The 25955-nt window shown below is 67.0% G+C and carries 26 protein-coding genes; 16 read left to right on the top strand and 10 right to left on the bottom strand.

Translation table 11 applies throughout. From position 1 onward, the window contains the following. Positions 1–55: 55 nt before the first annotated feature. Both DKT70_RS03995 and DKT70_RS04000 read left to right on the top strand, forming a co-directional pair. A complete protein-coding gene (locus DKT70_RS03995) occupies positions 56–1429 on the top strand; it encodes a leucyl aminopeptidase family protein (protein ID WP_111557938.1) in 1374 nt (457 codons plus the stop codon). A 2-nt stretch (positions 1430–1431) separates the two neighbouring features. Next, on the top strand, positions 1432–2244 hold the full coding sequence (locus tag DKT70_RS04000) for a C40 family peptidase (RefSeq protein WP_111557939.1): 813 nt from the start codon (positions 1432–1434) through the stop codon (positions 2242–2244). A 15-nt stretch (positions 2245–2259) separates the two neighbouring features. Here DKT70_RS04000 and truB read toward each other — a convergent pair whose 3' ends face one another. From truB to rbfA, 3 genes are all read right to left on the bottom strand, one after another. Beyond that, positions 2260–3153, bottom strand: coding sequence for a tRNA pseudouridine(55) synthase TruB (gene truB, locus DKT70_RS04005; protein WP_111557940.1), 894 nt, complete (start codon positions 3151–3153; stop codon positions 2260–2262). A 69-nt stretch (positions 3154–3222) separates the two neighbouring features. Further along, complete coding sequence (locus tag DKT70_RS04010) at positions 3223–3978, bottom strand: phosphodiester glycosidase family protein (protein ID WP_111557941.1); 756 nt, start codon at positions 3976–3978, stop codon at positions 3223–3225. Beyond that, the gene (gene rbfA, locus DKT70_RS04015; RefSeq protein WP_111557942.1) at positions 3968–4399 is read right to left on the bottom strand and encodes a 30S ribosome-binding factor RbfA; all 432 of its coding nucleotides are present in this window, start codon (positions 4397–4399) and stop codon (positions 3968–3970) included. Before rbfA ends, DKT70_RS04010 begins: the two co-directional genes overlap by 11 nt. A gap of 73 nt (positions 4400–4472) precedes the next feature. On the opposite strand from rbfA, the gene dapB reads away from it, so the two are divergent. Further along, entirely contained in the window at positions 4473–5312 is an 840-nt protein-coding gene (gene dapB, locus DKT70_RS04020; protein ID WP_111557943.1) for a 4-hydroxy-tetrahydrodipicolinate reductase, read from the top strand. An 8-nt stretch (positions 5313–5320) separates the two neighbouring features. Here dapB and DKT70_RS04025 read toward each other — a convergent pair whose 3' ends face one another. Next, on the bottom strand, positions 5321–5917 hold the full coding sequence (locus DKT70_RS04025) for an SH3 domain-containing protein (protein WP_111557944.1): 597 nt from the start codon (positions 5915–5917) through the stop codon (positions 5321–5323). A 104-nt stretch (positions 5918–6021) separates the two neighbouring features. Here DKT70_RS04025 and tsaE point away from each other — a divergent pair, with 104 nt between their 5' ends. From tsaE to trxA, 5 genes are all read left to right on the top strand, one after another. Beyond that, a complete protein-coding gene (tsaE, locus tag DKT70_RS04030) occupies positions 6022–7431 on the top strand; it encodes a tRNA (adenosine(37)-N6)-threonylcarbamoyltransferase complex ATPase subunit type 1 TsaE (protein ID WP_111557945.1) in 1410 nt (469 codons plus the stop codon). Further along, positions 7416–8090 (top strand): nucleotidyltransferase family protein, encoded by a 675-nt coding sequence (locus DKT70_RS04035; RefSeq protein ID WP_111557946.1) that lies wholly within the window; start codon positions 7416–7418, stop codon positions 8088–8090. The genes tsaE and DKT70_RS04035 overlap by 16 nt, the downstream gene beginning before the upstream one ends. Further along, complete coding sequence (addB, locus tag DKT70_RS04040; RefSeq protein ID WP_111557947.1) at positions 8083–11031, top strand: double-strand break repair protein AddB; 2949 nt, start codon at positions 8083–8085, stop codon at positions 11029–11031. Before DKT70_RS04035 ends, addB begins: the two co-directional genes overlap by 8 nt. Further along, entirely contained in the window at positions 11024–14383 is a 3360-nt protein-coding gene (addA, locus tag DKT70_RS04045; protein ID WP_111557948.1) for a double-strand break repair helicase AddA, read from the top strand. The genes addB and addA overlap by 8 nt, the downstream gene beginning before the upstream one ends. Before the next feature lie 78 nt (positions 14384–14461). After that, entirely contained in the window at positions 14462–14782 is a 321-nt protein-coding gene (trxA, locus tag DKT70_RS04050; RefSeq protein ID WP_111557949.1) for a thioredoxin, read from the top strand. A 36-nt stretch (positions 14783–14818) separates the two neighbouring features. On the opposite strand, the gene DKT70_RS04055 is transcribed toward trxA, so the two are convergent. After that, positions 14819–15721: a capsular polysaccharide export protein, LipB/KpsS family gene (locus DKT70_RS04055; protein ID WP_111557950.1), complete on the bottom strand. Its 903-nt coding sequence runs from the start codon at positions 15719–15721 to the stop codon at positions 14819–14821. Between the two features lie 103 nt (positions 15722–15824). Between DKT70_RS04055 and hslV the strand changes: the two genes are divergently transcribed. The 3 genes from hslV (at position 15825) to DKT70_RS04070 (ending at position 17968) form a co-directional block, all read left to right on the top strand. Further along, positions 15825–16382: an ATP-dependent protease subunit HslV gene (gene hslV / locus DKT70_RS04060; protein WP_072296792.1), complete on the top strand. Its 558-nt coding sequence runs from the start codon at positions 15825–15827 to the stop codon at positions 16380–16382. A gap of 35 nt (positions 16383–16417) precedes the next feature. After that, complete coding sequence (gene hslU, locus DKT70_RS04065; protein WP_111557951.1) at positions 16418–17725, top strand: ATP-dependent protease ATPase subunit HslU; 1308 nt, start codon at positions 16418–16420, stop codon at positions 17723–17725. Positions 17726–17788: 63 nt separating this feature from the next. Then, positions 17789–17968 (top strand): PLDc N-terminal domain-containing protein, encoded by a 180-nt coding sequence (locus tag DKT70_RS04070; RefSeq protein ID WP_111557952.1) that lies wholly within the window; start codon positions 17789–17791, stop codon positions 17966–17968. A gap of 79 nt (positions 17969–18047) precedes the next feature. Here the strand turns inward: DKT70_RS04070 and DKT70_RS04075 are convergent, their stop codons facing one another. Together DKT70_RS04075 and DKT70_RS04080 are read right to left on the bottom strand one after the other, a co-directional pair. Further along, positions 18048–18644: a Smr/MutS family protein gene (locus DKT70_RS04075; RefSeq protein ID WP_111557953.1), complete on the bottom strand. Its 597-nt coding sequence runs from the start codon at positions 18642–18644 to the stop codon at positions 18048–18050. Beyond that, the gene (locus tag DKT70_RS04080; protein ID WP_111557954.1) at positions 18644–19300 is read right to left on the bottom strand and encodes a Tim44/TimA family putative adaptor protein; all 657 of its coding nucleotides are present in this window, start codon (positions 19298–19300) and stop codon (positions 18644–18646) included. The genes DKT70_RS04075 and DKT70_RS04080 overlap by 1 nt, the downstream gene beginning before the upstream one ends. Before the next feature lie 109 nt (positions 19301–19409). On the opposite strand from DKT70_RS04080, the gene DKT70_RS04085 reads away from it, so the two are divergent. The 3 genes from DKT70_RS04085 to DKT70_RS04095 are packed head-to-tail and all read left to right on the top strand — an operon-like array spanning position 19410 to position 21140. Beyond that, positions 19410–19943: an FxsA family protein gene (locus DKT70_RS04085; protein WP_111557955.1), complete on the top strand. Its 534-nt coding sequence runs from the start codon at positions 19410–19412 to the stop codon at positions 19941–19943. Between the two features lie 60 nt (positions 19944–20003). After that, on the top strand, positions 20004–20525 hold the full coding sequence (gene secB / locus DKT70_RS04090) for a protein-export chaperone SecB (protein ID WP_072296786.1): 522 nt from the start codon (positions 20004–20006) through the stop codon (positions 20523–20525). Positions 20526–20531: 6 nt separating this feature from the next. Next, complete coding sequence (locus DKT70_RS04095; RefSeq protein WP_111557956.1) at positions 20532–21140, top strand: HD domain-containing protein; 609 nt, start codon at positions 20532–20534, stop codon at positions 21138–21140. A gap of 49 nt (positions 21141–21189) precedes the next feature. Here DKT70_RS04095 and DKT70_RS04100 read toward each other — a convergent pair whose 3' ends face one another. The 3 genes from DKT70_RS04100 to DKT70_RS04110 form a co-directional block, all read right to left on the bottom strand. Next, complete coding sequence (locus DKT70_RS04100) at positions 21190–21480, bottom strand: H-NS histone family protein (protein WP_407672187.1); 291 nt, start codon at positions 21478–21480, stop codon at positions 21190–21192. Between the two features lie 118 nt (positions 21481–21598). After that, complete coding sequence (locus DKT70_RS04105; protein ID WP_072296895.1) at positions 21599–22141, bottom strand: ActR/PrrA/RegA family redox response regulator transcription factor; 543 nt, start codon at positions 22139–22141, stop codon at positions 21599–21601. An 86-nt stretch (positions 22142–22227) separates the two neighbouring features. After that, complete coding sequence (locus tag DKT70_RS04110) at positions 22228–22857, bottom strand: SCO family protein (protein ID WP_111557958.1); 630 nt, start codon at positions 22855–22857, stop codon at positions 22228–22230. Between the two features lie 96 nt (positions 22858–22953). Between DKT70_RS04110 and DKT70_RS04115 the strand changes: the two genes are divergently transcribed. Both DKT70_RS04115 and DKT70_RS04120 read left to right on the top strand, forming a co-directional pair. Then, on the top strand, positions 22954–24285 hold the full coding sequence (locus DKT70_RS04115) for an ActS/PrrB/RegB family redox-sensitive histidine kinase (protein WP_111558205.1): 1332 nt from the start codon (positions 22954–22956) through the stop codon (positions 24283–24285). Positions 24286–24375: 90 nt separating this feature from the next. Beyond that, the gene (locus DKT70_RS04120; RefSeq protein WP_158529938.1) at positions 24376–25947 is read left to right on the top strand and encodes a PAS-domain containing protein; all 1572 of its coding nucleotides are present in this window, start codon (positions 24376–24378) and stop codon (positions 25945–25947) included. Positions 25948–25955 lie beyond the last annotated feature (8 nt).

Below are 25955 nucleotides of genomic sequence, written 5' to 3' on the forward strand. Positions count from 1 at the left end.
GTTGCGGCAGGCGGCATGGCATGTAGGCTGGCGCCGATTTGCGAAGGAACATCACATGACGCCCGAATTCGCCCCCGCCTCTGATGCGACCCGCCCGCTCTGGCTGGTCTGGGCCGGAGAGGACCTGCCCCCCGAGGCCGAGGCCGGCACCTGGCCGCAGACCACCGGCTTTGCCGCGCAGGCGGGCCAGATCTGCCTGCTGCCGGATGGGAACGGCGGCCTGCGCGGCGCACTGATGGGGCTGGGCGATCGGGGCCGCGCCGGGCGCGACCGCTTTCAGATCGCGCGCGCCCATGCCCTGCCCAAGGGTGACTGGCATCTGGCCCATCAGCCCGACGGTTTCACTGCCGATCAGTTGGCGCTTGGCTGGTTGCTGGGCCAGTACCGTTTCACCCGCTATGCCGGTTCGCAGGGACAGGGCCCGCGCCTGGTCTGCCCCGAAGGCGCCGATACCGATCGCGCGCTGGCCATCGCGGGGGGCGAGTTCCTGACCCGCGACCTGATCAACACCCCTGCCAGCGACCTGGGACCCGACAAGCTGGAAACGGTCGCCCGCGCGCTGTGCAACGACCTGGGCGCCCGGATCGAGGTGACCACCGGCAAGGACCTGCTCAAGACCAATTTCCCGCTGATCCACGCGGTCGGCCGCGCTTCGGCGAGTGAACCGCGCCTGCTGGACATCCGCATCGGCGACCAGGGACCGATGCTGACGCTGGTCGGCAAGGGGGTCTGCTATGACACGGGCGGGCTGAACCTCAAGCCCGGTGCCTCGATGGGGCTGATGAAAAAGGACATGGGCGGGGCCGCGACCGCGCTTGGCTTGCTGAAGATGCTGGTAAAAACGGGGGCCGCGGCGGGCATCCGTCTGCGCGTGCTGATCCCCGCGGTGGAAAACAGCGTCGCGGGCAATGCCTTCCGCCCCGGCGACATCCTGACCAGCCGCAAGGGCCTGTCGGTCGAGGTGAACAACACAGACGCCGAAGGCCGTCTGGTCCTGGCCGATGCCCTGACCTTCGGGGCCAAGGAAAGCCCCGACCTGATGATCTCGCTGGCGACGCTGACGGGGGCCGCGCGCGTGGCCTTGGGGCCGGATGTGCCGCCCTTCTATTGCGACGACGATGCGACGGCGACAGCACTGCAATCGGCGGCGATGCAGGTGGGCGACCCGCTGTGGCGCATGCCTTTCTGGGAACCATACGAAGCCATGATCGAACCGGGCATCGCCGATCTGGACAATGCGCCCTCGGGCGGGATGGCAGGGTCCATCACGGCGGCGCTGTTCCTGAAGCGCTTTGCCGAAGGTGCGGGCCGCTATGCGCATCTGGACATCTATGGCTGGCAGCCCGCTGCCGCGCCTGGGCGCCCCAAGGGTGGCGTCGGCCAAGGCGCGCGGGCCATCTTGGCCGCCCTGCCGCAGATCCTGTCCTGATCATGGATCGTCGCCTGACCCCCGCCACCGACCGCGTCGCGCTGGAGAGCCTGCGCGGCCAGTTGGATCGCCCCGCCTATACCGCCGGACGCCCCGCGCGGCTGGCCGTGCCGCTGTCCGATCTGCTGACCGCCCCCGATGGCCGCCGCGACCGGCAGCTGGTCTTCGGCACCGACCTGACGGTGATCGAGGAGAGTGACGCTATGGTCTTCATCCAATCGGCGCTGGACGGATATTGCGGTTGGGTGCGCGCCGATGCGCTGACCCACGACCTGCCCGCGCTGACCCATCGCGTCACCGCCCCCGCCACCCATGTGTATCCCGCCGCGGACATGAAGCGGCCGGAACGCCTGTCCCTGACCCGCGGATCGCGGCTGTCGGTGACGGGGATCGCGGGCGGCTTTGCCGAACTGGCGGACGGCGGCTTCGTCCCGGCCCAGCATGTGGGCGACCAGCTGGCCGACGACCCCGTGCAGGTGGCCGAAACCATGCTGGGCACGCCCTATCTATGGGGGGGCAACAGCCGGTCGGGGATCGACTGTTCGGGGCTGGCGCAACTGGCGCTGACCGAATGCGGCATCGCCTGCCCCGGCGACAGCGACCTGCAGCGCGACGCCTTTCAGGTGACAGACGATATCCGGCGCGGCGACCTGCTGTTCTGGCCGGGCCACGTGGCCATTGCCCTGTCGCCCGACATGATGATCCACGCGACCGCGTGGCAGATGGCGGTGATCCGCGAATCCATCCCCGATGCCATCGCCCGCATCGATGCATCAGGGGATGGGCCGTTCCAAGGCGCGCGCCGCCCAAGGTGATGTGCGGTCTTCAACCTAGAGGTTGAAGACGCGTTCCGGCTGGACCGTGCCGCCCTGATAGCGGCCGATGCAGACCGGCCCCGTGGCGTCCGCGACCCAGACCAGCTCGCCCCATTCGGCGCCGTTGGTCACTTCGCCCGGGTTGCCGTTGCGAATGCGGGTCGCACCTTCGGGCGTGGCGCGCAGCATCGGCAGGTCGGTCAGGCCGGTTTCCAGCGGCAGCAGCTGGCTTTCCAGCCATTCCTGCGCCTCGCGGTCGATCTTGTCGAAGGCGACGCCGTTCTCGGCCTCGAAGGGGCCGGACCAGGTGCGGCGCAGATGCGCGACATGGCCCAGACAGCCAAGCGCGCGGCCCAGGTCGCGCGCGATCGAGCGGACATACCCGCCCTTGCCGCAGACCATTTCCAGCCGCGCGGTGTTGTCGTCGGCATCCAGCATCTTCAGGCTCTCGACCCACAAGGGGCGGGCAGCCAGTTCCATCTCGATGCCCTCGCGGGCCAGGTCATAGGCGCGTTCGCCATCGACCTTGACGGCGGAATAGGCGGGCGGGATCTGCATGATCTCGCCCGTAAAGGCGGCCAATGCCTCCTGCACCTGATCGCGCGTCGGGCGCGCATCGGCGCTCTTGACCACATCGCCAGACGCATCGTCGGTGGCCGTTTCCGACCCCCAGTTCACCACGAAGTCATAGCATTTCAGCGCATCGGTGATGACCGGGACGGTCTTGGTCGCCTCGCCCAGGGCCACGGCCAGAACGCCCGTCGCATCGGGGTCCAGCGTCCCCGCATGGCCCGCCTTCTTGGCGTCCAGCGCCCACCGCACCTTCGCCACGACCGAGGTCGATGTGATCCCTGCGGGTTTGTCCACGATCAGCCAGCCATTGACCTCACGGCCCTTCTTGCGCGCCATCCGAAACTCCTGAAAATCAAGGGGCGGGGGGATAGCCCCGCCTGAGGTTGCCGTCAACCGGCCACGACGTCAGTCCTGTCCGACCAGACCGATGATCGGCCCCATGCTGCGCCCGAAATCGGCACGGTTGACCGACGGGGCGTAAAGCCGCGAAATCGACCCGTCGAAATAGAGCGCATCGCGCGCGCCCAGCCCGTCGCGGAACAGGCGGCCAAATTCATGGAATGTCACCGGACGGTTGGAAATGGCGAACCAGGCCGTCTGCCCGTCGGGTGATACGCCGACCCCGTTCCGGATATAGCGGCTGTCGCTGTCTTTCAGGAAACGCGGATGCAGGTCGCCATCCACCACCAGCATCGGCCCCGATTGGGTGGCGATGCGGCAGTCGGGGCGGAGATCCGCGAAGGCGCGGGATTCGATCACCTGGAAGGGACGCGCGCCGCCCGCACAGAAGACACCGTTCGGCAGCAGGCCGAAATTGCCATCACTGGCGCCGGTGACGATGGGCGAGAGTTCCTCTCCATCGATGACCAGCAGGCCCACGGGGCGGTAATCGGGGTGGAACATCCCCGCATTCATCGCAAAGCCAAGCGCTTGGCCCTCGCGCAGGCTGCGCCGGATATTGGCGAAATTGCGTAGCGGCTTGCCGTCCGGGCCGTCCTGCCACAGGCGCAGGTCGCCCTGATCGGCGGCGGGCACGGTGCAGATCACATAGCCCTGTCCATCATGATCGACGCGGTCGCAGGTGGCGGCCCCCGCCGGGATCGCCAGCGCGACCAGCATGCCAAAAGCCACCGCAAGACGGCGCGGCAGATCAGCGATCATCGTCTTCCTCGGACGCATCGTCGTCGGGAGCCTCGACGTCGCGGCGCACGCGTTCATCCTCGAACAGGCGGCGGGTGTCGTCCATGCGGTCGAAGGTTTCGTCCAGCTGGAAGACCAGCTGGGGCGCGAATTTCAGCGTCATGCCCTTGACGATCAGGTGCCGCAGTTCGGGCGTGTTGCGCCGCAGCGCCGCCAGGGCGTCCTGCGCGTCGCGCCCGCCCAGGGGCAGGACATAGGCCGTCGCCACCTTGAGGTCGTTCGACATGCGAACCTCGCCCACGGTGATGGAATGCCGATTCAGATCCGGGTCATGCACATCCGCGCGCATGAGCACGTCGGAAAGGCTGCGGCGGATCACTTCGCCCACCCGCAGCTGACGCTGCGACGGGCCACGATCTTGGGAATTGCGGTTCTGTGCCATGCGCCCCGATGTAGGGGGTCGCGGGCCGGCCCGCAACGGGATATGACGCTGTAAAAGCCAACAGGGGTGACAGATGAGCGATTTTCAGAACACCGACGCACCGACCCGCCCCGGGATCGTGGTCACGGGCGCATCGGGCCGCATGGGGCAGATGCTGATCCGGCTGATCCTGGACAACCCGCAGGTCCGGCTGGCGGGTGCGCTGGAACGCGCGGGCCATGACTGGATCGGCCAGGATGTCGGGCAGGCCATGGGCGGCGCGCCGGTGGGTGTCGCGGTCACCGACGATGCGGTGACGGCCATCGCGCAGGCACAGGCGGTGATCGACTTCACCGCCCCCGACGCGACCGTGGCCTTTGCCGAACTGACCGCCCAGGCCCGCGCCGTGCATGTCATCGGCACCACCGGCATGGAACAGCGCCATCTGGACCATCTGGCCGCCGCCGCCCGTCATGCCCCCATCATCCGCGCCGGCAACATGAGCCTGGGCGTCAACCTGCTGGTGGGTCTGACGCGCAAGGTCGCCGCCGCCTTGGGCACCGATTGGGACATCGAGGTGGTCGAAACCCATCACCGCCACAAGGTCGACGCGCCCTCGGGCACCGCGCTGATGCTGGGCAAGGCCGCCGCCGAGGGACGCGGCGCCGATTTGGACGCCCTGCGCACCCCCGCCCGCGAAGGTATCACCGGCGCGCGCGAAACCGGCAGCATCGGGTTTTCCGCCATCCGCGGCGGCGATGTGGTAGGCGAACATGACGTGATCTTCGCCGCCGACGGCGAACGCATCGTGCTGCGCCATCTGGCCACCGACCGCGCAATCTTTGCCCGCGGGGCCATCCGCGCGGCGATCTGGGGTCAGGACAAGGGTCCGGGCGAATACGACATGATGGATGTGCTGGGCCTGCCGGGCTGACCGGCCCTTCAGGGATGGATCGAACAGCAGCCGCGCAGCAGCGTGTGGCTGTCGCCATCGATCACGACCAGTGCCTGCAGCCCGAACAGCCGGTCCGACATGCCGTCCGAACAGATCTGCGGCGTGGTGGTCAGGGTCATCCCCGGTGCCGTCACGGCGCGGGTCGGGTCGCGAAAGACCCCGGTGGACAGCACGGCCCGCAGCGGGCGCATGTCGTCGGGCAGGCCGGGCATGGCGGTCACCAGCTGATCGCCCTGCGGGATGACCGTCCAGAAGGGCTCGGTCCCGAAGCATTGCCAGCCCGCGGGCAGGGCGTTCTCCTCCCAGACATCGGTGCGATAATGCATGAACTGCATCGATACCCAGCCCGACCCCTCGCCCGTATTGACCCGGCCCCAGCCCCGGCGTTCCTCGACCACCTCGACGCGGGTGGCCTCGGGGGCAAGCGTGCCGATGATGGGGGCGCTGCCGTTCGGATCGGCGCGGATGTTCAGCACGTCGTCCGGCGCGACGCGGGTCACGTCGAACAGCGTGGGCAGGATATATTCCTGCGTGGCCAGCGCGGGCGTGGCCGACAGCATCAGGGCAAGGGCGGTGCGGATCATCGGTTCTTCTCCTTTGCTGTCAGCCTAGCGCGCGCCGGGTGGCGCCGCATCCCACGGTTTCTTGACCTGTTCCCCCCGGCGTTCCAAGCGGCTAGAACCATCCCATGAGCACAAGCCTGATCGCCGACGAAACCCTGACCGCCGCCCTTGCCAGCATGCTGGCGGCCCAGATCGCGCCGCCCGCCACCATCCTGCTGGAGGGCCCGGTGGGCGCGGGCAAGACCCATTTCGCTCGCGCCTTCATCCGCGCGCGCCAAGGCGATCTGGCCGAGGATGTGCCCAGCCCCACCTTCACGCTGGTCCAGACCTATGACGACCCGATGGGCAGCCAGATCTGGCACGCGGATCTCTATCGCCTGACCGACCCGTCCGAGCTGTTCGAGCTGGGCCTGGACGAGGCGATGCAGGACGCCATCTGCCTGATCGAGTGGCCCGACCGGCTGGACATGGCCCCGCCCGACCCGCTGCGGATCACCCTGACCCCCTGCCCCGATCCCGACCTGCGCCGAATCGACCTGGACTTCGACGGCGCGGACCGGATGGCGGCCTGCGCGGTCTTCGTCGCGCAGGCGGGCTGGGCGGATGCGCGGGTGCTGCCGCTGGCGGGCGATGCCTCGGCGCGGCGTTATTTCCGGCTGGAGGGGCCGCAGGGCCGCGCGATCCTGATGGACGACCCCGCGGGGGCCATGCCCGCCTTTCTGACGATGACCGACTGGCTGACCGGGCACGGTTTCGGCGCCCCCGCGATCATCGCGCAGGACCAGGCCAGCGGCCTGGCGCTGGTGCAGGATCTGGGCGACGACCTGGTGGCGCGGGTGCTGGAATGCGATCCGGGCATGGCACCGCTGATCTATGACCGGGTGACCGATCTGCTGGTCGACCTGCACCGTCAGCCGGTTCCGGGTTTCGTCCCGGCCCTGGACGGCGCGGCGCTGGCTGATCAGGTCGGGCTGTTCGCCGACTGGTACCCGCAGGCCGCGGGCGTGACGGACGGGACAGCCGGCGCGGGCATCGCCCCGCTGATCGCGCGCCTGCATGACGCACTGGCCGTCCTGCCGCCCGTGCTGGCCCTGCGCGATTTCCACGCCGAGAACCTGATCTGGCGCGGTGCCTCTCCCCTTGGGCTGATCGATTACCAGGATGCGGTCGCGGCCCACCCGGCCTATGACCTGGTCTCGGCACTGCAGGATGCCCGCCGCGATGTAGACCCCGCGCTGGAAACGCGCGCCATCGACCGCTATCTGGCCGCCACCGGGGTCGACGCTGACGCCTTCCGCGCCGCCTATGCCCTGCTGGGGGCCCAGCGCAACCTGCGGATCATGGGTATCTTTACCCGGCTTTGCCTGCGCGACGGCAAGCCGCGCTACCTGGATTTCATGCCGCGGGTCTGGGGCTATGTCCAACGCAACCTCGCCCATCCCGCGCTGACCGAACTGGCCGCGCAGGTGAACGCCCTGCCCGCCCCCGACGCCGACCTGATCGAAAGGATCCGTGCCCGATGCCCCTGCCGCTGATGATCTTTGCCGCGGGGCTTGGCACGCGCATGCGCCCGCTGACCGACACCTGCCCCAAGCCGCTGATCCGGGTCGGGGACCGCACCCTGCTGGACCGCGCGCTGGATCTGGGACGGGATGCGGGATGCGCGCCCATCGCGGTGAACACGCATTACCTGGGCCAACAGATCGCCGACCACCTGGCGGGGCAGGACGTGGCGATCAGCCCCGAACCGCAGACCATCCTGGATACCGGCGGGGGTCTGCGCCAAGCGTTGCCGCTGCTGGGCCGGGGTCCGGTCATGACGCTGAACCCCGACGTGGTCTGGACGGGGCCGAACCCGCTCTCGGCCTTGCAGGCGGCGTGGGACGGGGACCGCATGGACGCGCTGCTGGCGCTGATCCCCCTAGCCCAGGCGACGGCGCGCAAGGGTGCGGGCGATTTCAGCATGACGGATGACGGGGGCCTGACCCGCAAGGGCGATTTCGTCTATGCCGGTGCGCAGATCATCCGTCCGGACCTGCTGGCTGATATTCCCGACGCCGTGTTTTCGCTGAACCTCCTGTGGGACCGGCTGATCGCCAGGGGGCGCGTCTTCGGCACGATCCATCGGGGCGGCTGGTGCGATGTCGGCTATCCCGAAGCCATCCCCATGGCGCAGGCGCTGCTGGATGACTGATCCGATGCGCGGCCTCTATGCCCTTCCGCCCGGTGTGCATTTCGCCCGCGAATTCGTGCGCGGCCTGCTGGACCGCATGGCGGGCCAACCGCCCGAGGCGCTGGCCCGCGTCACCATCCTGGTCAACGCATCCCAGACCATGGGCGAGATCCGCCGCGCCTTCGACCGCGCGGGACCGCTGCTGCTGCCCAAGCTGCGCACCATCACCGCGGTCGATCCGGGGCCGTTGGCCATGCCGAACCTGCCCGAGGCGCCCTTGGCCCGCCGACTGCAACTGGCGCGGCTGATCGACCGGATGGTCCGGCTGCGTCCCGATCTGGGCGCGGGACATGCCATCCCGGTCCTGGCGCAATCGCTGTCGCTGCTGATGACCGAGATGCAGACCGAAGGCCGCGACATCACCGACCTGGAAAGCATCGATACCGGCGATCACGCCCGCCATTGGCAGAACGCGCTGGCCTTCCTGCGCATCGCCGCCGAATTCCATCTGGACGAACCTTGGCGCGACCGTCCCGCCCGCCAGCGCGCCGCCGCCGAACAGGCGCTGGCCCAATGGTCGCAGGGCCTGAACCTGCCCGAGGGGCCGGTGATCGTGGCGGGTTCGACCGGGTCGCATGGGGCGACGCGGCTTTACATGCAGGCGGTGGCCGCGCTGCCGCAGGGGGCCGTGGTGCTGCCCGGTTTCGATTTCGACCAGCCGCAATCGGTCTGGGACAATCTGGGCAACGCCGCCGACGACCACCCGCAATCGCGCTTTGCCCCGCTGATCCGCGATGCGGGTTATCCAGCGCGCTGGACCGATGCGCAGCCCGCATCCCCGGCGCGCAACCGGCTGCTGTCGCTGGCCCTGCGCCCCGCCCCCGTCACCGACCAGTGGATCGCCGAAGGCCCCGACCTGCCCGATCTGATTCCCGCCACCGCCGACCTGACCCTGATCGAGGCCGACCAGCCGGGCCAGGAGGCCGAGGCCATCGCCCTGGTCATGCGCGACGCCGCCGAACGCGATGAATGCGTCACCCTGATCGCCGCCGACAGCGGGTTGATCCGCCGCGTGACGGCGGCGCTGGACCGTTGGCACATCCTGCCCGATGACAGCGCGGGCCGCCCCCTGCCGCTGACCGCACCGGGCCTGTTCCTGCGCCAGGTCGCGGCGCTGTTCGGCGAGGCGCTGACCGTCGACCGCCTGCTGATCCTGCTGAAGCATCCGCTGACGGCGACCGGATCGCAGGTGATTGGGCGCAACGACATCCTGCGCCACACGCGCGACCTGGAACTGAAGCTGCGCAAATACGGGCCCGCCTTTCCCGATGCGCCGACGCTGACGGACTGGGCGACCAAGGGCGATGACAGCCGCAAGATCTGGGCGGAATGGCTGGCCGGCATGCTGGACCGCATCACGCCCCTTTCCCGCGACCGCGCGCCCCGCCCCCTGCCCGACCGCCTGCGCGACGTGATCGATCTGGCCGAGGCCTTGGCCGCAGGTCCGGGCGGCACCCCCGAGGAATCCCGCCTGTGGCAGGACAAGGCCGGCACCATGTCGCGTGCCGTGCTGGACCACCTGCTGGAACATGCCCACCACGGGCCGGACGTGGCTCCGAACGACCTCTGTGCGCTGCTGATCACCGAACTGCAGGCCAAGGCCGTGCGCGAGGATGTCGCCGCCTGGCACAGCCTGCGCATCCACGGCCCGCGCGAGGCGCGGCTTTACGCCAATGGCACCGTCATCCTGTCTGGCCTGAACGAGGGCGGCTGGCCGCAGCCCCTGTCGCCCGACCCGTGGCTCTCGCGCCAGATGCGGCTTGCGGCAGGGCTGCCGGTGCCCGAACGCCAGATCGGGTTGGCGGCGCATGACTTCCAGCAGGGTATCGCCGCCGAACGTGTCATCCTGACCCGTGCGCGCCGCGATGCCGAGGCCGAGACCATCCCCTCGCGCTGGCTGAACCGGATGATGAACCTGATGGGCGGCCTGCCCGACCGAAACGGTCCGCAGGCGCTGGCTGCCATGCGCGACCGCGGCAATCGCTGGCTGGAGATGGCCGAGGCCGTGGCCCGGCCGACCGAAACCGTCCCGCCCGCGCGACGTCCATCCCCCGTGCCGCCGGGGCCGCCGTTCAAGGAACTGCCGGTCACGGACATCTCTCTGCTGATCCGCGACCCCTATGCGGTTTATGCCAAGCGGGTCCTGAACCTGCGCCCGCTGCCGCCCCTGCGCCCCGAAGCCGACGCATCCCTACGCGGCCAGACCCTGCATGCCATCGTTGAGGCGCTGCTGAAGACCCGCCCTGCCCCCGACACCCCGCCCGAGGTGCTGAAGGCGCAATTCCTGGCCATCACCCGCGAGACGCTGGATCGCGAGGTTCCGTGGCCCACGGCCCGCGCCTTCTGGGCCGCCCGGATCGAGGGCATCGCCGAACGCATCGTGGCCGACGAACTGGCGCGCCTGGCCGAAGGCACGCCCACCGTCATCGAGAACCGGGGCCGGGTGTCCGTACCGGGGATGGATTTCACCCTGACCGCCAAGCCGGACCGGATCGATCTGCTGCATGACGGTCAGGTCGTCGTCTATGACTACAAATCCGGCACGCCGCCCACCGACGCCCAGATCCGGCATTTCGACAAGCAGCTGATGCTCGAGGCCGCGATGGCCCGCCGCGGCGGCTTTGACGCGCTTGGGCCGGTCGATGTCGGGGCCATCCGCTATATCCAGTTGGGCGGCGAGGGGCGCACCTTTGACCGCGAACACGACCACGCCATCGAGGGCGGGACCTGGGACGGTTTCGTCGAACTGATCCAGGCCTATCTGACCGGATGGGCGGGCTTCACCGCCATGCGCGCGCCCGAAAAGACCTCCTATGCCGGCGATTACGATCATCTGGCGCGATACGGCGAATGGGCGCTGACCGATACTGCAGAGCCGCGAAAGGTGGGCGATCATGGATGAGGCCACGCTGAACCAGATCGCCGCCGCCGATCCGGCCCGCACCACCTGGCTGACCGCCAATGCGGGGTCGGGCAAGACCCGCGTGCTGACCGACCGCGTGGCGCGCCTGCTGCTGGCGGGGACCGCGCCCGAACGCATCCTGTGCCTGACCTATACCAAGGCCGCCGCGACCGAGATGCAGAACCGCCTGCTGTCGCGGCTTGGCAAATGGGCCATGCTGCCCGAGGCCGAGCTGCGCGCCGAGCTGGCGCAGCTGGGCGAGGCGGGCGATCCCGACCTGCCGCAGGCCCGCCGCCTGTTCGCCCGCGCCATCGAAACGCCGGGCGGGCTGAAGGTCCAGACCATCCACAGCTTCTGCGCGGCGCTGCTGCGGCGCTTTCCGCTGGAAGCGGGCGTGCCGATGGGCTTTGCCGAACTGGACGACCGCAGCGCCCGCGCGCTGCGCGCCCAGATCATCGAGGACATGGCCGAGGCCGGCGATCCCGCCATCCGCGACCTGACCCGCCTGCAATCGGGCGACAACCTGGACGGCTTTCTGGCCGGCCTGTCGCAGGTCGATTACCAGGCGCCCCCCGATGCCGATGCGCTTTGGCGCGCGCTGGACCTGCCGCCGGGCATGACGGCCGACGCCCTGCTGGCGGATGTCTTCACCGGCACGGAGAGCGACCTGTTCGACGCGCTGATCCCGGTGCTGAGGACCGGGAAATCCACCGATGCCAAGCTGGCCGCCGCCCTGTCGCAGGGCCGCTGGCGCGATCCGGGCATGGCCGATCTGTGGATCCTCTGCGGCTCTCTGCTGACCGGCGGTGGCGCCAAGGTCCCCTTCAGCGCCAAGATCGGCAGCGTCCCCACCAAGGATCTGCGCCAAGGGGCCTGCGCGCCCTTCATGAACGATCTGGAAGACCTGATGACCCGGGTCGAACTGGCCCGCCCCCAGGCACTAGCGCTGGCCACCGCCGAACGGACGCTGGCGCTGCACCGCTTCGGCCACGCTTTCACTGCCCGAATGACGGCGGAAAAGACCGCGCATGGCTGGCTGGATTTCGACGACCTGATCCACCGCACGGCGCAATTGCTGGAGGAATCCAGCATGGCGCAATGGGTGCTGTGGCGGCTGGATGGCGGCATTGACCACATTCTGGTCGATGAGGCGCAGGATACCAGCCCTGACCAGTGGCGCGTCATCCGCCGCCTGACCGACGAATTCACCGGAGGCGACGGCGCGCATGACCGGCCCCGCACCCTGTTCGTCGTGGGCGACCCGAAGCAGTCGATCTATTCCTTTCAGGGCGCGGACATCGCCGTCTTCGAGGCCATGCGCGACAGCTTCGACACCGACTTTGCCGCCGTTCAGCAGCCGATGCAGCAGCGCGGGTTGGCGCACAGCTTCCGGTCCTCTCCGGCCATCCTGTCGCTGGTCGACGCGGTGTTTCACGGCGATGCGGCCCAGGGCCTGGGCGATCCGCCGCGCCATGTCGCCTTTCGCGGCACCCTGCCCGGCCGCGTGGACATCTGGCCCTCCCTGCCCGAACCCGACAGTCCCGAACGCCCCGACTGGAAGCAGCCCGTCGATGCGCCCGCCGAAAACGACGCGGATACGGAACTGGCCCGCATCATCGCCCGCCAGATCCGCGACATGCTGGGCACGCCGATGCTGGACGCGAAATCGGGCGATCTGCGCCCCATCGGCCCGGGCGACATCCAGATCCTGGTGCAGCGGCGCAGCGAGCTGTTCGGCGCGTTGATCGCGGAACTGAAATCCGCGGGCCTGCCGGTGGCGGGGGCCGACCGGCTGAAGCTGGCGGCGGAACTGGCCGTTCGCGACATCACCGCGACCCTGTCGGTCCTGGCCACGCCCGAGGATGACCTGTCGCTGGCAGCCGCCCTGCGATCCCCCCTGTTCGGCCTGTCCGAAGACGACCTGTTTCGGCTGGCGCAACGGCGCAAGGGCGAATTCTTGTGGGCAAAGTTGCGCGAATCACAACATCTTGTTGCGCTGGATATTCTGAACGATCTGGCGGGGCGGGCCGATTACGTGCGCCCCTATGACATCATTGCCCGCCTGCTGACCCGTCACGGGGGCCGCGCCGCCCTGCTGGCCCGTCTTGGCCCCGAGGCCGAGGATGGCATCGACGAATTGCTGTCGCAGGCGCTGGCCTATGAACAGGTCGAGACGCCCTCGCTGACAGGATTCCTTGTCTGGCTGCAAAGCGATGACGTGCAGGTCAAGCGCCAACTGCCCAGTGGCGAGGGCGGGCTGATCCGGGTGATGACGGTGCATGGGTCCAAGGGCCTGGAAAGCCCCGTCGTGATCCTGCCCGAAACCCAAAAACGCCGCCCCGACAGCCGCCAGCGCATCGTGCGGGTCGATGACAGGCCTGTCTGGAAGGGCGCGGCGGGCGATCGTTGCGACGCCGTAGCGCTGGCCGTGGCCGAATGGGACCAGCGCCAGGAGGAGGAACGGCGAAGGCTGCTCTATGTTGCGATGACGCGGGCGGAAAGCTGGCTGATCGTGGCGGCGGCGGGCGAGACCGGCGACGGCCTCGAGAGCTGGTACAGCATGATCGCCGAAGGCGCGACGCGCGCCGACCTGACCCGCGCCACGCTGAGCGTGCCGGGCCTGGGCGACGGGCTGCGCCTGTCCTTTGGCGACTGGCCCGAACAGGCGGTCACCGGACATGCGGCCCCCCTGCCCCATCAGCCCGCCCCCGATTGGGCGATGCGCATGCCGCCCCAGCCTGCCGATTACGTCGGTGTCCTGACGGCAACGGGATTGGGCGGGGCCAAGGTGATCGCGGCGGCCACGCAGGGGGATCGCGACGCGGCCATGCTGCGCGGCACGCGGCTGCACCTGCTGCTGGAACATCTGCCGGATCATCCGCAGGGCGCATGGCCGGGGCTGGCCCGAACCCTGCTGGCGGGCGCCGAGGGCGGCCTGCCCGATGCCGAGGAACTGGACGATTTGCTGGCCGAGGCAGAGGCGCTGATCCAAGCCCCCGCGCTGGACGCCGTCCTGCGCCCCGCCCCCGGCACGCAGGTCCTGCCCGAGGTCGCGGTGACCACCCCCCTGCCCGACGGTCGCATCCTGAACGGCATCATCGACCGGCTGGTCGTCGCCCCCGATCACATCATGGCGGTGGATTACAAGACGAACAGCGCCGTTCCCGCCACCCCCGAGGCCACGCCCGAGGGCATCCTGCGCCAGATGGCGGCCTATCGGCTGGCCCTGCAGGGCATCTGGACAGACCGGCCCGTGCGCGTGGCGGTCCTGTGGACGCAGACGGCCGAACTGATGGAACTGCCCGATGCGGTGATGGACAAGGCGCTGGATCAGGTGATGGCCGCCCCTTGACCAAAGCGGCCTCGGAACCTAGCTGTTGAAATGAACCGATGCCGGTCCCTTCCGGCCCGAGAGATACAGGAGCTGAACATGGCCACCGTGCATGTGAACGACGCAGAATTCGACGCCGAAGTGCGTCAGGCAGAGACCGCAGTCATCGTCGATTTCTGGGCGGAATGGTGCGGCCCCTGCAAGCAGATCGGCCCCGCACTGGAAGAACTGTCGGATGAATATGCCGGCAAGATCAAGATCGTGAAGGTCAATGTCGACGAAAACCCCGAACAGGCAGCCCAGTTGGGCGTTCGCGGCATCCCCGCCCTGTTCATGTTCAAGAACGGCGAAGTGGTGTCGAACCGCATGGGCGCGGCCCCCAAGGCGGCACTGAAAAGCTGGATCGACGAATCCATCTGATCGCGTGACGCGATGACAATGAAAGGCGGCGGCCCCTCAGACGGGCCAGCCGCCTTTTTTCATGGCCGCCAGCAGGCGGTCGTCGGCGTCAGAGGCCATCATGTCCAAGCTGGTCCGGCGCAGGAACCAGTCCAGGTATTTTGCGAAGGGCGGCTTGTGGTTGGCCGCTCGCTCCAGCGCCTTGTCGGCCCCCATCTGCGCCACGTTCAGCGCGATGTGGTGGAAATCCGATTGCGCATAAAGCACCACGGGCTTCTCCAGGATCAGGGCGTCGAAACCCACGCTGCTGTTCTGGGTGACGACGAAGGCACAATCGCGCAGCAGGGCCTTGGTATCGCCGCCGATCGTCAGGTTGGGATGACGGGCGGCGATGTCGTGCAACGCGGCGCGGTCCTCATCGTCATAGACCTCCTTGGGGTGCAGGGTCGCAAAGCAGGGGCGGCCGGTGGCGGCGACATCGCGGACCATCTGCAAAGGGCTGGCCGCCTGAAAGCTGCGCTGGCGCCGGATATGCCCCTGCAGCGGGATCAGGACGTGATCGCCCCGGACGGGCGGCGGACCGGGCAGAACGCGGTCGCGCAGGGCACGCGCGAAATCGCGGGCGCGGGCATGGTCGATGTCCGCCGCCTCGAACGGGGCCAGCGCCACGGGCCAGCGCCAGCGTTCGGCCAAGGGTTCCAGCCGCCAGAAGGGATAGTGATAGGCCAGCCGGAAGGTCAGCGCCCGGTCATGCGTGGGCTTTTCCATGTTGAACAGCGCAAAGCCCGGACGGGCGTGGGCCGCGGCCCGCGCCGCCTTGCCGGACCGCTCGATCCCGACCTGCCAGCCGCGCGCGGTCAAGAGCGCGGTCATCCGGTTCAGAAAGCCCAGCTTGCCCGCCTGCGCTGTCTGCAGGATCGGCGGATGCAGATAGACGGTCAGCAGCTTTTCGCGGTCCATGGCGGCGACGCTAGGGCGCGAATGCGTGATTATCAACGGGTTGCAAGCCGGGCAGGGGCTTCATATCTGCTGTCCAACGCAAATATTCTCGGAGCAGAGCCCCATGGCAGATGACAAATTCCCCGGCTGGCACGGCACCACCATCCTGGCGGTGCGGCGCGGCGGCAAGGTCGTCGTGGCCGGCGACGGTCAGGTCAGTGTCGGACCGACGGTGATGAAGGGCACGGCCCGCAAGGTCCGCCGCCTGTCGCCTGGTGGCCGCGACGTCATCGTGGGCTTTGCCGGATCGACCGCCGATGCCTTCACCCTGCTGGAACGGCTTGAGAAAAAGCTGGAGGCCGTCCCCGGCCAGTTGCAGCGCGCCTGCGTCGACCTGGCAAAGGATTGGCGCACCGACAAGTACCTGCGCAACCTGGAAGCCATGCTGATCGTCACCGACGGCATCGACCTCTTGGTCGTGACCGGGGCGGGCGACGTGCTGGAACCCGAACATGACGTGGCCGCCATCGGCTCGGGCGGGAACTTTGCCCTCGCCGCCGCGCGCGGTCTGCTGGAGACCGACCTGGACGCCGAGGCCGTGGCCCGCAAGGCGATGGCGATCGCATCCGACATCTGCGTCTATACCAACGGCCGCCTGACCGTCGAAATCGCGGACAGCTAAACCCGTTTCGACCAAGGCAACAAAGGATTCCCCCCATGAGCGACCTGACCCCGCGCGAGATCGTGTCCGAGCTGGACCGTTTCATCATCGGACAGCAAGAAGCCAAGCGTGCCGTGGCCGTGGCCATGCGCAACCGCTGGCGGCGCAAGCAGCTGGGCGATGACCTGCGCGACGAAGTTTACCCCAAGAACATCCTGATGATCGGACCGACCGGCGTCGGCAAGACCGAGATCAGCCGCCGCCTGGCCAAGCTGGCCAATGCGCCCTTCATCAAGGTCGAGGCAACGAAGTTCACCGAAGTCGGCTATGTCGGGCGCGATGTCGAACAGATCATTCGCGACCTGGTTGACGCCGCCGTCATCGACACCCGCGAACGCATGCGCGAGGAGGTCAAGGCGGGTGCCCGTCAGGCCGCCGAGGATCGCGTGATCGAGGCCCTGGCCGGCAAGGATGCCCGCGACGGCACCCGCCAGATGTTCCGCGACAAGCTGAAGAACGGTCAGCTGGACGATACCGTCATCGAACTGGAGCTGCAGGACAACTCGAACCCGCTTGGCGGCATCGAGATGCCCGGCCAGCCCGGCCAGCAGATGGGCGGCATGATGGACCTGTCGGGGCTGATGAAGGCCTTCGGCGGTCGCCGCGTGCGCCGCAAGGTCACCGTCGCCGAAAGCTATGACCTGCTGATTGCCGAAGAGGCCGACAAGCTCTTGGACGACGAGGCGATCAAGACCGCCGCACTGGAAAGCGTCCAGGAAAGCGGCATCGTCTTCATCGACGAGATCGACAAGGTCTGCGCCAAGACCGAAGGCCGCGGCGGCGATGTCAGCCGCGAGGGCGTGCAGCGCGACCTGCTGCCGCTGATCGAGGGGACGACCGTCAGCACCAAGCATGGCGCCGTGCGCACCGACCACATCCTGTTCATCGCCTCGGGGGCGTTCCACGTCGCCAAGCCGTCGGACCTGCTGCCCGAACTTCAGGGGCGCCTGCCCATCCGGGTCGAGCTGCGCGCCCTGACCGAGGCCGATTTCGTGCGCATCCTGACCGAGACCGACAATGCCCTGACGCGGCAATACACCGCCCTGATGGCGACCGAACAGGTGACAGTCACCTTTACCGATGACGGCATCGCGGCCCTTGCGCGCATCGCCGCCGAGGTCAACGGATCGGTCGAGAACATCGGCGCACGCCGTCTTTACACCGTGATCGAACGCGTCTTCGAGGAGCTTTCCTTCAACGCGCCCGACCGTGGCGGAGAGACGATCAGCGTCGACGACGCCTTTGTCGAAAAGCATCTGGGCGACCTGTCGCGATCAACGGACCTTTCGCGCTACGTTTTGTAAATTATCGGGAACCAGACCCGAGAAACGGTGTTTGGTGGGTGACTGCAGCGAAGGACGGTTCAGATGGGTTGGTTATTCAGTGTCATCATCTTCGTGCTGGACGTGTGGGCGATCGCACAGATAATCAACACAAACACCAGCACCAAGGCGAAAGTTTTGTGGATTCTGCTGATCCTTGTGCTGCCGGTCATTGGTTTCATCATCTGGTATTTTGCAGGGCCAAAATCCAGCCGAGCGCTGTGATCTCAGGAACTGCGATGGTTAAGAAAAACGCGCCCAGAAGGGCGCGTTTTTTTTGTCCGGATCGTGAAATTCGGGGTCTTCAAACGCCGCGTCGCAGATAGACATAATAGGCCCCTTCGCCACCATGGCGATAATGGGCGGCGCTGACCTGCTGCACGACCATCGACAGGGGCGGGCTGTGCAGCCAATAAGGTACCTGGTGGCGCAGCGCGCCGGGTCGCGTAGGCAGCGGACCGTAATCGCCCCGCCCCTTGCCAGTGATGACCAGCACCAGCCGCAGACCCGCGGAATGGCAGGACATGATGAAATGCATCAGTTCGGGCTGGGCGGCCGCCAAGGTCATGCCATGCAGGTCCAGCCGCGCTTCGGGGCGCAGCTTGCCTTGGCTCATCTTGCGGTGGGTCTTGGCATCCATGCGCAATTCTGCCCCGGCCAGCCGTTCGGCGGGCGATGAGGGCTTGGGCATGCGCGGGGCGGGGGTCGGTGCCGATTGGCCAAGGCGAAACCGGGGCAGGGGCTGTGCCTTGGGGGGCGTCAGCGATGTCTGGGGTTTGGCCGAAGGGTCATCCTCAGGGGCCAGCGGCCGCAAGGGCCGTTGATGCATGGGTGTGGCGGAGCGGGCCACAAGCGACCAGATTTCCCTGTCTTCGGGCGTCAGCCCCTTGCGGCGTCGCATCAGCCAGTCGCGACAAGCTGCCAGTTGGGATCCGCTTCGCCCATATGGCGGGCAAAGGTCCACAGATCCTTCTGCTTGCGCGCCACCTTGGGGTCGCCCTCGATCACATTGCCGTCGGCATCGCGCGTCGCGGCAATCAGTTCCCCCACGAAACGGACGGTGATTTCGGCCATGCCGGTCGCCTGGTCGAATTCGGCCGATGCCAGTGCGGTGTCGCGGGTACCCAGGAACTGCGCCTCGACCGTCTGGCCCTGTGCGGTGCGCTGGTCGATGACCGACTGGAACGCCTCGGCCACGGGCTCTGACAGGAAGGGGCGGACTTCGGACAGGTCTCCGCGTTCGAAGGCCATCAGGATCATCTCATAGGCTTGGCGCGAGCCACCAAGGAAATCGCGCACGCCGAAATCGGGCTCGACCCGCTTCATCGCGGCCAAGGCCTGTGCGGCGGGGGTTCCCGGTTCGGCATGATCCTGGATGTCATGATCCACCTGATCGGCGGAACCCTCTATCACCTCGAACTTGGAGGGACCGGTCGCTGGCCTTTCGACCTTCGGGGGCTCGAACCCGTCGCGGGTGCCCAGGACGTTTCGCAGCCGCAGGATCAGGAAGATCGCGATGCCGGCAAGGACAAGCAGCTGGAGAAGGGGGTTGGACATGCAGGCAACCTCGGGGACGAAACGTTTATTTGTAAATGGCGGTCAGGACATTATGTAGGGACCGCACAGGCGCAAGTCCAGTTTGTGCGCCGAAAGGAAGGGAAAATCCATGCGGCTGTTCTGGCTGTTTCTTGCCGTCCCCATCATCGAGATCGCCTTGTTCATCCAGGTGGACGGGCTGATCGGGCTGTGGCCCACCCTGGCCATCGTCGTGCTGACCGCCATCATCGGGACCAGCCTGATGCGCAGCCAAGGCGCCCAGGCCTGGCGGGAAATCCAGTCCAGCTTCGGGGAAATGCGCGATCCGACGCGTCCTCTGGCCCATGGCGTGATGATCTTGGTGGCGGGCATGCTGCTGCTGACACCTGGCTTTTTCACCGACACGCTTGGCCTGTTGCTGCTGATCCCGAAATTCCGCGACGGGGTCATGAAGCGTGTCGCCAGCCGTGTCACCGTGACGCAGATGGGCGGCCAATTCGGATCCCACCCCAGTCGCGCACATCCGGGTGCCGGTCCTGGTGCCCGACCAGATGATGGAACCATCGACGGCGAATTCACCGTCGCCGATCCCGATCGCGACGATCAGGGCATCGACGCACCGGAACTGAACCCACCGGGCAAATCGGGCTGGACGCGCCATTGAGGGCAGGTAACCTGCCTGATAGAAGCGTCGCAAGACGATGAAATAAGGTGAGGGAAGACCATGTCCGACGAGACCACACAGAACGGCGCCGAGGCGAAACCGCAACCCCAGCAGCCGCCCAGCATGCGGATCCTGGCCCAATTCGTCCGCGACCTGTCGTTCGAGAACATGGTGGCCCAGAAAGGCGCGCCCTCGGGTGACGTCCAGCCCGAGATCTCGGTCCAGGTCAGCCTGGACGCCCGCAAGCGCGGTGCGGACAACCAGTTCGAGGTCATCACCAAGTATCGCGTCACATCAACCAACAAGACCGAGGGCAGCACGCTGTTCCTGGCCGAACTGGATTACGGCGGGGTCTTCCAGATCGAGGGCGTGCCCGAGGATCAGCTGCATGCCTTCCTGATGATCGAATGCCCGCGCATGCTGTTCCCCTTCGTGCGCCGCATCGTGTCCGACCTGACCCGCGACGGCGGTTTCCCCGCCTTCAACATGGACCCGGTCGATTTCGTGGCGCTGTACCGCCAGGAACTGGCACGTCGCGCCCAGCAGAACCAGCAGGCGCCCGCCGACCAGCGCCTGTCGTAAGACCCGATGGCCTCCCGGCCCAAGCGCGCCTGGCAGCGGATGCTGTCAGGCCGCAGGCTTGACCTGCTGGACCCCACGCCCTTCGACATCGAGATCGAGGACATCGCCCACGGGCTGGCCTTCGTGGCGCGCTGGAATGGCCAGACGCGCGGCGACTGGCCTTATTCCGTGGCCGAACATTCGCTGCTGGTTGAGCGCATCTTCAGCCATGCCCATCCCGATTCCGAGGCCTGCTGGCGTCTGGCTGCCCTGCTGCATGACGCACCCGAATATGTCATCGGGGACATGATCTCGCCGGTGAAATCGGCCTTGGGGCAGGAATACGGGATGATGGATGAACGGCTGGCCTCGGCCATCCACCGCCGTTTCGGGCTGCCTGCGGTGCTGCCGGCACTGGTCAAGAAACGAATCAAGATGGCGGACCGGATTTCGGCGCGGCTGGAGGCGACGACCATCGCGGGCTTTGCCGATACCGAAGCCCGCCGCCTGTTTCCCGTGCCCGCCCTGACCGCGCCGCAGGACTGGCAGATCACGCTGCGTCCACCCGCAGAGACCCGCGCAGCCTATCTGGCGCGCTTTGCCGAACTGATCGCGCTGATGGATCGCGGCCATTGAAAAAGGGGGGCAATGCCCCCCCTTTGCAACTTCGACAGATCGTAACCGATCAGATCAGCAGGTCGTCCAGTTCCTTGCCTTCAGCCAGGTTTTCCTGAACCCAACGCGGCTTGCGACCGCGACCCGTCCAGGTCATCGTCGGATCCTGGGGATTGGCATATTTCGGCGCGACGGTGCCCGCACGACGCGGTTTGCTCCCGGTCAGTTCAGCCAGATTGAACCCGTGTTCCTTGGCAGCTTCCTCGATCGCCTGCAGCGCTTCGCGCCTTTTGCGATCCTCGTAGGAATTGATTGCACGATCCAGACGGGTCCGCAATTCACGCATTTCCTTCAGGGACATCTTATCGAAATCAATGCTCATTTGTCTGCTTTTTCTTTTCCGGGTTGCATTATTGTCTTTGATATACCCTGAAAAGAAATGAATTCAATATATCCTTTAGATCAGAATACACAAATATTTATCGTGGGCCTCTTTTGGCAAGAATCCGCTGCAATGTCCGGCGATGCATATGAAGCCGGCGTGCGGTTTCGCTGACATTTCGATCGCATTGTTCGTAAACCCGCTGAATATGCTCCCAACGGACGCGATCCGCCGACATCGGATTTTCCGGCGGGGGCGGCAACAATTCGGCCGATGACAGCAGGGCCGAGGTGACGTCATTGGCATCGGCGGGCTTTGCCAGATAATCCGTCGCGCCCATCTTGACCGCCGCCACCGCCGTGGCGATCGCGCCATATCCCGTCAGGACGATGATCCGGGCATCAGGGCGCTTTTCACGCAGCGCCTCAACGACATCCAGCCCGTTTCCGTCCTCCAGCCGCAGGTCGACCACGGCATAGGCAGGCGCCTTCTTGCGGATCTGGTTCAGCGCGCTGGCCACCGTCAACGAGGTTTCCGCCTGGAAACCCCGCTTTTCCATGGCGCGGGCAAGGCGGGTCAGGAATATTTCGTCATCATCGACCAGCAACAGCGACGGGTCGGGACCGATCTGCGCGTTCATGTTTTCCACCCTGATTACCCTTTGTTCATCCGATCATTTAAATGGATGCTGAATCATCCATTTTCAAAGATATGTGACAATTTGCCTTAGCTGGCGGCCTTGACGAAACAACCCACGCTGTCGGCGACATCTTCGGCAGGCGCATCGCGGTTGAAGAATTCGACGGTCTGGTTTCCGGGCATGACCAGATAAGTATTGGTCATGTGATCGACTAGATAATATTCCGGGTCTTCCTCGTTCTGCAGCTTGAAATAATTGCGCCATCCCTTGTTCACTGCCGCGATCTCATCCTCCGATCCGGTCAGGCCGATCATCTGGTCCGAGAACATGTCGGTATAATCGGCCAGCACTTGGGGCGTGTCGCGCGCGGGATCGACGGTGACGAAGACGCTCTGGACGTCCATTCCCTGCTGGCGCAGCAATTCGGCGGCATCCGCATTGCGCGCGCTGTCCAGCGGGCAGATGTCGGGACAGAAGGTATAGCCGAAATAAAGCAGCGACGGTTTGGTAAAGACATCGGCCGCCGTCACCCGTTCGCCGTCATCGCGGGTCAGGGTGAAATCGGTGCCGAAACTCTCCATCCCCCCCGATACCGCGCTGTTGGTGCATTGCGCGAACGCGTCGCCGCTGCGTCCCTGGGTCAGAAAGACCGTGCCGGCGACCAGCACGGCAAGCGTCGCTGCCGATCCGATCAGCAGAATTTTGCGGTCGACCATGCGGGGGTCTCCTGTTCGATGGGCGTCAAATCCGCGCATTGATCGCCTATCGTGCCCCGTCTATCAAGGCATGTGACGTCGCAGCAAAGGCCGATGATGACCGACACGTCCCCTGCCGATGACCGATCCGACTTCCAGATGACCATGGCCGAGGCCCCGATGGCCGAGCCGATCCGCATGCGCACGCTGGTGCTGCTGCGCTGGTTCGCCATCGGCGGACAGATGGCGGCAGTGATCGTGGCGTGGTGCATGGGGGTGGGGTTCGTCAAGGCGCCGGTGATCGCGCTGATCGCCACCTCGATCACGATGAACCTGTGGCTGTTCCTGCGCCCGGCCAAGCGGACCTCGCCGCGCCGCGCGGTGCTGCAGCTCAGCTTCGACCTGGTGCAGATCTCGGCGCTGATGGCGCTGACGGGGGGCATGGCCAATCCCTTCGCGCTGCTGGTGCTGGCGCCGGTGACCATTGCTGCCGCATCGCTGAACGGGCGGCAGGTGATGGCGCTTGGGCTGGCGACGGTGGCGCTGATCTCGATCGCGGCGGTCTTCGGCCTGTCCCTGCGCGAACCTGATGGCGATATCCTGCGGATGGAGCCGATCCTGCAGCTGGGCCACTGGGTCGCGCTGGTGATCGGCGTGGTGTTCTTCGCGGGCTATGCCCATCGGGTCACGGCAGAGCTGTCGGACACGTCGAACGCGCTCTTTGCCACGCAGATGGCCCTGTCGCGCGAACAGCGCCTGCAACATCTGGGCGGTGTCGTGGCCGCCGCCGCCCATGAAATGGGCACGCCTTTGGCCACCATCAAGCTGATCGCGGGGGAACTGGCCGACGAATTGCAGGACGACCCGGACCTGCATGCTGATGCCATCGCCCTGCGCGAATCCGCCGACCGCTGCGCCCGGATCCTGCGCAGCATGGGGCAGGCGGGCAAGGACGACCTGCATATGCGCGCGGCCCCCCTGCGCGCCGTGCTGGAGGATGCCGCAAGCCCCCATGCCGATCGCGGCCCCATCATCGAGATCCTGGCCGAGGGTCCCGTCATCCGGCGTGACCCCGCCATCATCCACGCCCTGCGCAACCTGATTCAGAACGCCGTCGATTTCGCCGAAAGCCGGGTAGTCATCGAAACACAGGTGACGCCGAACGCGCTGACGGTGACGGTGCGCGACGACGGACCCGGCTATCCGCCGCATCTGCTGTCGCGGATCGGGGACCCCTATCTCAGCCGCCGCTCCGAGGTTCAGCGCGGCAGCTATGAGGGGATGGGATTGGGCCTGTTCATCGCCAAGACCCTGCTGGAGCGGTCCGGTGCCCGGCTGACCTTCGCCAACGGCGGCCCCGGCGCGATCGTTTCGGTGCGCTGGCCGCTGGACCGCATCCGGTCCGAGGATCGCGCCGCCCTGTCCCAGAATCCCTCCATCGCCACGTGAGCATCTTAACAGCTTGTTAAGCACGCCTGTCCTATGCTCGGATCGACATGAAAGGGGATGGTTTTTGTGGATATGCAAGGGACGCAACTGGTGCTGACGGCGCTTTTCTGCGGGACGGTTTCGGTCCTGCTGGCGGTGGGCCTGATCCGGCTCTGGGACCGATACCGGCCCGTACCGGGGCAGGGCAGGTCGTCCCGGACCGCAGCCGCGCTTGACGGTCAGGTGCAGCCGGTGGTGTTCCTGTTCCGCCACAACACCCTTGTGGATGCGACTCCCCCCGCGCGAGCGCTTCTGGACCGCGTGGCCGTCCCGGATGACGACTGGCTGCGCCTGATGCAATGGGTCGGGCCGCGCTTTGGCCATGCGGCCGAACGGCTGGCCCAGTTGCCCCATCAGGGCCGGATCGAACTGCTGGGCCAGCACGGCCACGGCAGCGCCACCCTGCGGCTTCTGGCCGAGGATCTGGGCGATCACATGTGGCGCGTCACCATCACCGACCCCCAGTCCCAGCATTGCGGCACCGTGGTCGATTCCATGTCCCTCCAGGCGCTGGAGGAGGAGCTGCACCTGCTGCGCGGCGCCCTGGACCAGACGCCGATGCTGGTCTGGCGCCTGGATCAGGATGACCGCGTGACCTGGGCCAACGCCGCCTATCTGCGCCGGGCCGAGGCGCGCAGCGAAGGCGCGCTAGGCTGGCCCCTGCCCAAGCTGCTGGACACCCCGCGCCCCGTTCCGGGCGCTGGCCGCGGCACCCGCCGCGCCGCGCTGGAGGACAAGGGCATCGTGTCCTGGTACGATTGCCACAGCCACCGCCTGGGGGATCAGCTGATGATGTTCGCCCTGCCCGCCGATGCGGCGGTGCGTGCCGAACGGTCACTGCGCGAATTCGTCCAGACCCTGACCAAGACCTTTGCCGATCTTCCCATCGGCCTTGCGATCTTTGACCAAAGCCGCAAGCTGCAACTGTTCAACCCGTCTCTGATCGACCTGACGCGCCTGCCCACCGGCTTTCTGACCGCCCGTCCGACGCTGTTCGATTTCCTGGATCAGCTTCGCGAACAGCGCATGGTCCCCGAACCCAAGGATTATCGCAGCTGGCGCCAGCACATGGCCAATCTGGAAAGCGCCGCCGCCCATGGCCACCATGTCGAAACGTGGTCCCTGCCGGGTGGCCAGACCTATCGCGTGACGGGCCGTCCCCATCCCGATGGCGCGGTGGCGTTCCTCTTTGAAAACATCACCTCGGAAATGTCGCTGACGCGCAAGTTCCGGGCCGACCTGTTGCTGGGCTCGCATGTGCTGGACGCGCTGGACGACGCGCTGGCGGTCTTTGCCCCCGATGGCAAGCTGCTGCTGGACAATCAGGTCTATCGCGACCTGTGGCAACGCCCCGCCACGACCCTCTCCGAGGCGATGCTGTCATGGAACGATGGCGGCACGATGGGACCGGGTTTCGTCGCCCTGCGCGAGGCGCTGCTGACGCCCGATGGCCGGTCAGAGGTCAGCGGCGCCATGGCCGGTCCCCAGGGGCAGCTGCTGGGCTGGACGGTCAGCCCGTTGACGGGGGGACGCCGGATGCTGCGGTTCCGGGTCGGGTCGGGCCAGCCGTTGAACCTGGGGCAGGGCGATCCCGAGCTGCAGGACGCCGTCGCCGCCCGCTGAGGACAGGC

Origin of the sequence: Paracoccus sediminilitoris (assembly GCF_003259195.1) — a bacterium.
In the GTDB taxonomy this organism is placed as follows: domain Bacteria; phylum Pseudomonadota; class Alphaproteobacteria; order Rhodobacterales; family Rhodobacteraceae; genus Paracoccus; species Paracoccus sediminilitoris.

Bases quoted from the DNA above. Each gene is read 5' to 3' on its own strand.
- DKT70_RS04025 (WP_111557944.1), bottom strand. From the start codon at position 5,917: ATGATCCGCACCGCCCTTGCCCTGATGCTGTCGGCCACGCCCGCGCTG.
- tsaE (WP_111557945.1), top strand. From the start codon at position 6,022: ATGAGCACAAGCCTGATCGCCGACGAAACCCTGACCGCCGCCCTTGCC.
- DKT70_RS04075 (WP_111557953.1), bottom strand. From the start codon at position 18,644: ATGCGACGCCGCAAGGGGCTGACGCCCGAAGACAGGGAAATCTGGTCG.
- hslV (WP_072296792.1), top strand. From the start codon at position 15,825: ATGGCAGATGACAAATTCCCCGGCTGGCACGGCACCACCATCCTGGCG.
- DKT70_RS04070 (WP_111557952.1), top strand. From the start codon at position 17,789: ATGGGTTGGTTATTCAGTGTCATCATCTTCGTGCTGGACGTGTGGGCG.
- trxA (WP_111557949.1), top strand. From the start codon at position 14,462: ATGGCCACCGTGCATGTGAACGACGCAGAATTCGACGCCGAAGTGCGT.
- DKT70_RS04105 (WP_072296895.1), bottom strand. From the start codon at position 22,141: ATGAACGCGCAGATCGGTCCCGACCCGTCGCTGTTGCTGGTCGATGAT.
- DKT70_RS03995 (WP_111557938.1), top strand. From the start codon at position 56: ATGACGCCCGAATTCGCCCCCGCCTCTGATGCGACCCGCCCGCTCTGG.
- DKT70_RS04010 (WP_111557941.1), bottom strand. From the start codon at position 3,978: ATGATCGCTGATCTGCCGCGCCGTCTTGCGGTGGCTTTTGGCATGCTG.
- dapB (WP_111557943.1), top strand. From the start codon at position 4,473: ATGAGCGATTTTCAGAACACCGACGCACCGACCCGCCCCGGGATCGTG.
- DKT70_RS04055 (WP_111557950.1), bottom strand. From the start codon at position 15,721: ATGGACCGCGAAAAGCTGCTGACCGTCTATCTGCATCCGCCGATCCTG.
- addB (WP_111557947.1), top strand. From the start codon at position 8,083: ATGACTGATCCGATGCGCGGCCTCTATGCCCTTCCGCCCGGTGTGCAT.
- rbfA (WP_111557942.1), bottom strand. From the start codon at position 4,399: ATGGCACAGAACCGCAATTCCCAAGATCGTGGCCCGTCGCAGCGTCAG.
- DKT70_RS04080 (WP_111557954.1), bottom strand. From the start codon at position 19,300: ATGTCCAACCCCCTTCTCCAGCTGCTTGTCCTTGCCGGCATCGCGATC.
- secB (WP_072296786.1), top strand. From the start codon at position 20,004: ATGTCCGACGAGACCACACAGAACGGCGCCGAGGCGAAACCGCAACCC.
- DKT70_RS04115 (WP_111558205.1), top strand. From the start codon at position 22,954: ATGACCGACACGTCCCCTGCCGATGACCGATCCGACTTCCAGATGACC.
- DKT70_RS04100 (WP_407672187.1), bottom strand. From the start codon at position 21,480: ATGTCCCTGAAGGAAATGCGTGAATTGCGGACCCGTCTGGATCGTGCA.
- addA (WP_111557948.1), top strand. From the start codon at position 11,024: ATGGATGAGGCCACGCTGAACCAGATCGCCGCCGCCGATCCGGCCCGC.
- DKT70_RS04035 (WP_111557946.1), top strand. From the start codon at position 7,416: ATGCCCCTGCCGCTGATGATCTTTGCCGCGGGGCTTGGCACGCGCATG.
- DKT70_RS04085 (WP_111557955.1), top strand. From the start codon at position 19,410: ATGCGGCTGTTCTGGCTGTTTCTTGCCGTCCCCATCATCGAGATCGCC.
- DKT70_RS04000 (WP_111557939.1), top strand. From the start codon at position 1,432: ATGGATCGTCGCCTGACCCCCGCCACCGACCGCGTCGCGCTGGAGAGC.
- DKT70_RS04110 (WP_111557958.1), bottom strand. From the start codon at position 22,857: ATGGTCGACCGCAAAATTCTGCTGATCGGATCGGCAGCGACGCTTGCC.
- DKT70_RS04095 (WP_111557956.1), top strand. From the start codon at position 20,532: ATGGCCTCCCGGCCCAAGCGCGCCTGGCAGCGGATGCTGTCAGGCCGC.
- hslU (WP_111557951.1), top strand. From the start codon at position 16,418: ATGAGCGACCTGACCCCGCGCGAGATCGTGTCCGAGCTGGACCGTTTC.
- truB (WP_111557940.1), bottom strand. From the start codon at position 3,153: ATGGCGCGCAAGAAGGGCCGTGAGGTCAATGGCTGGCTGATCGTGGAC.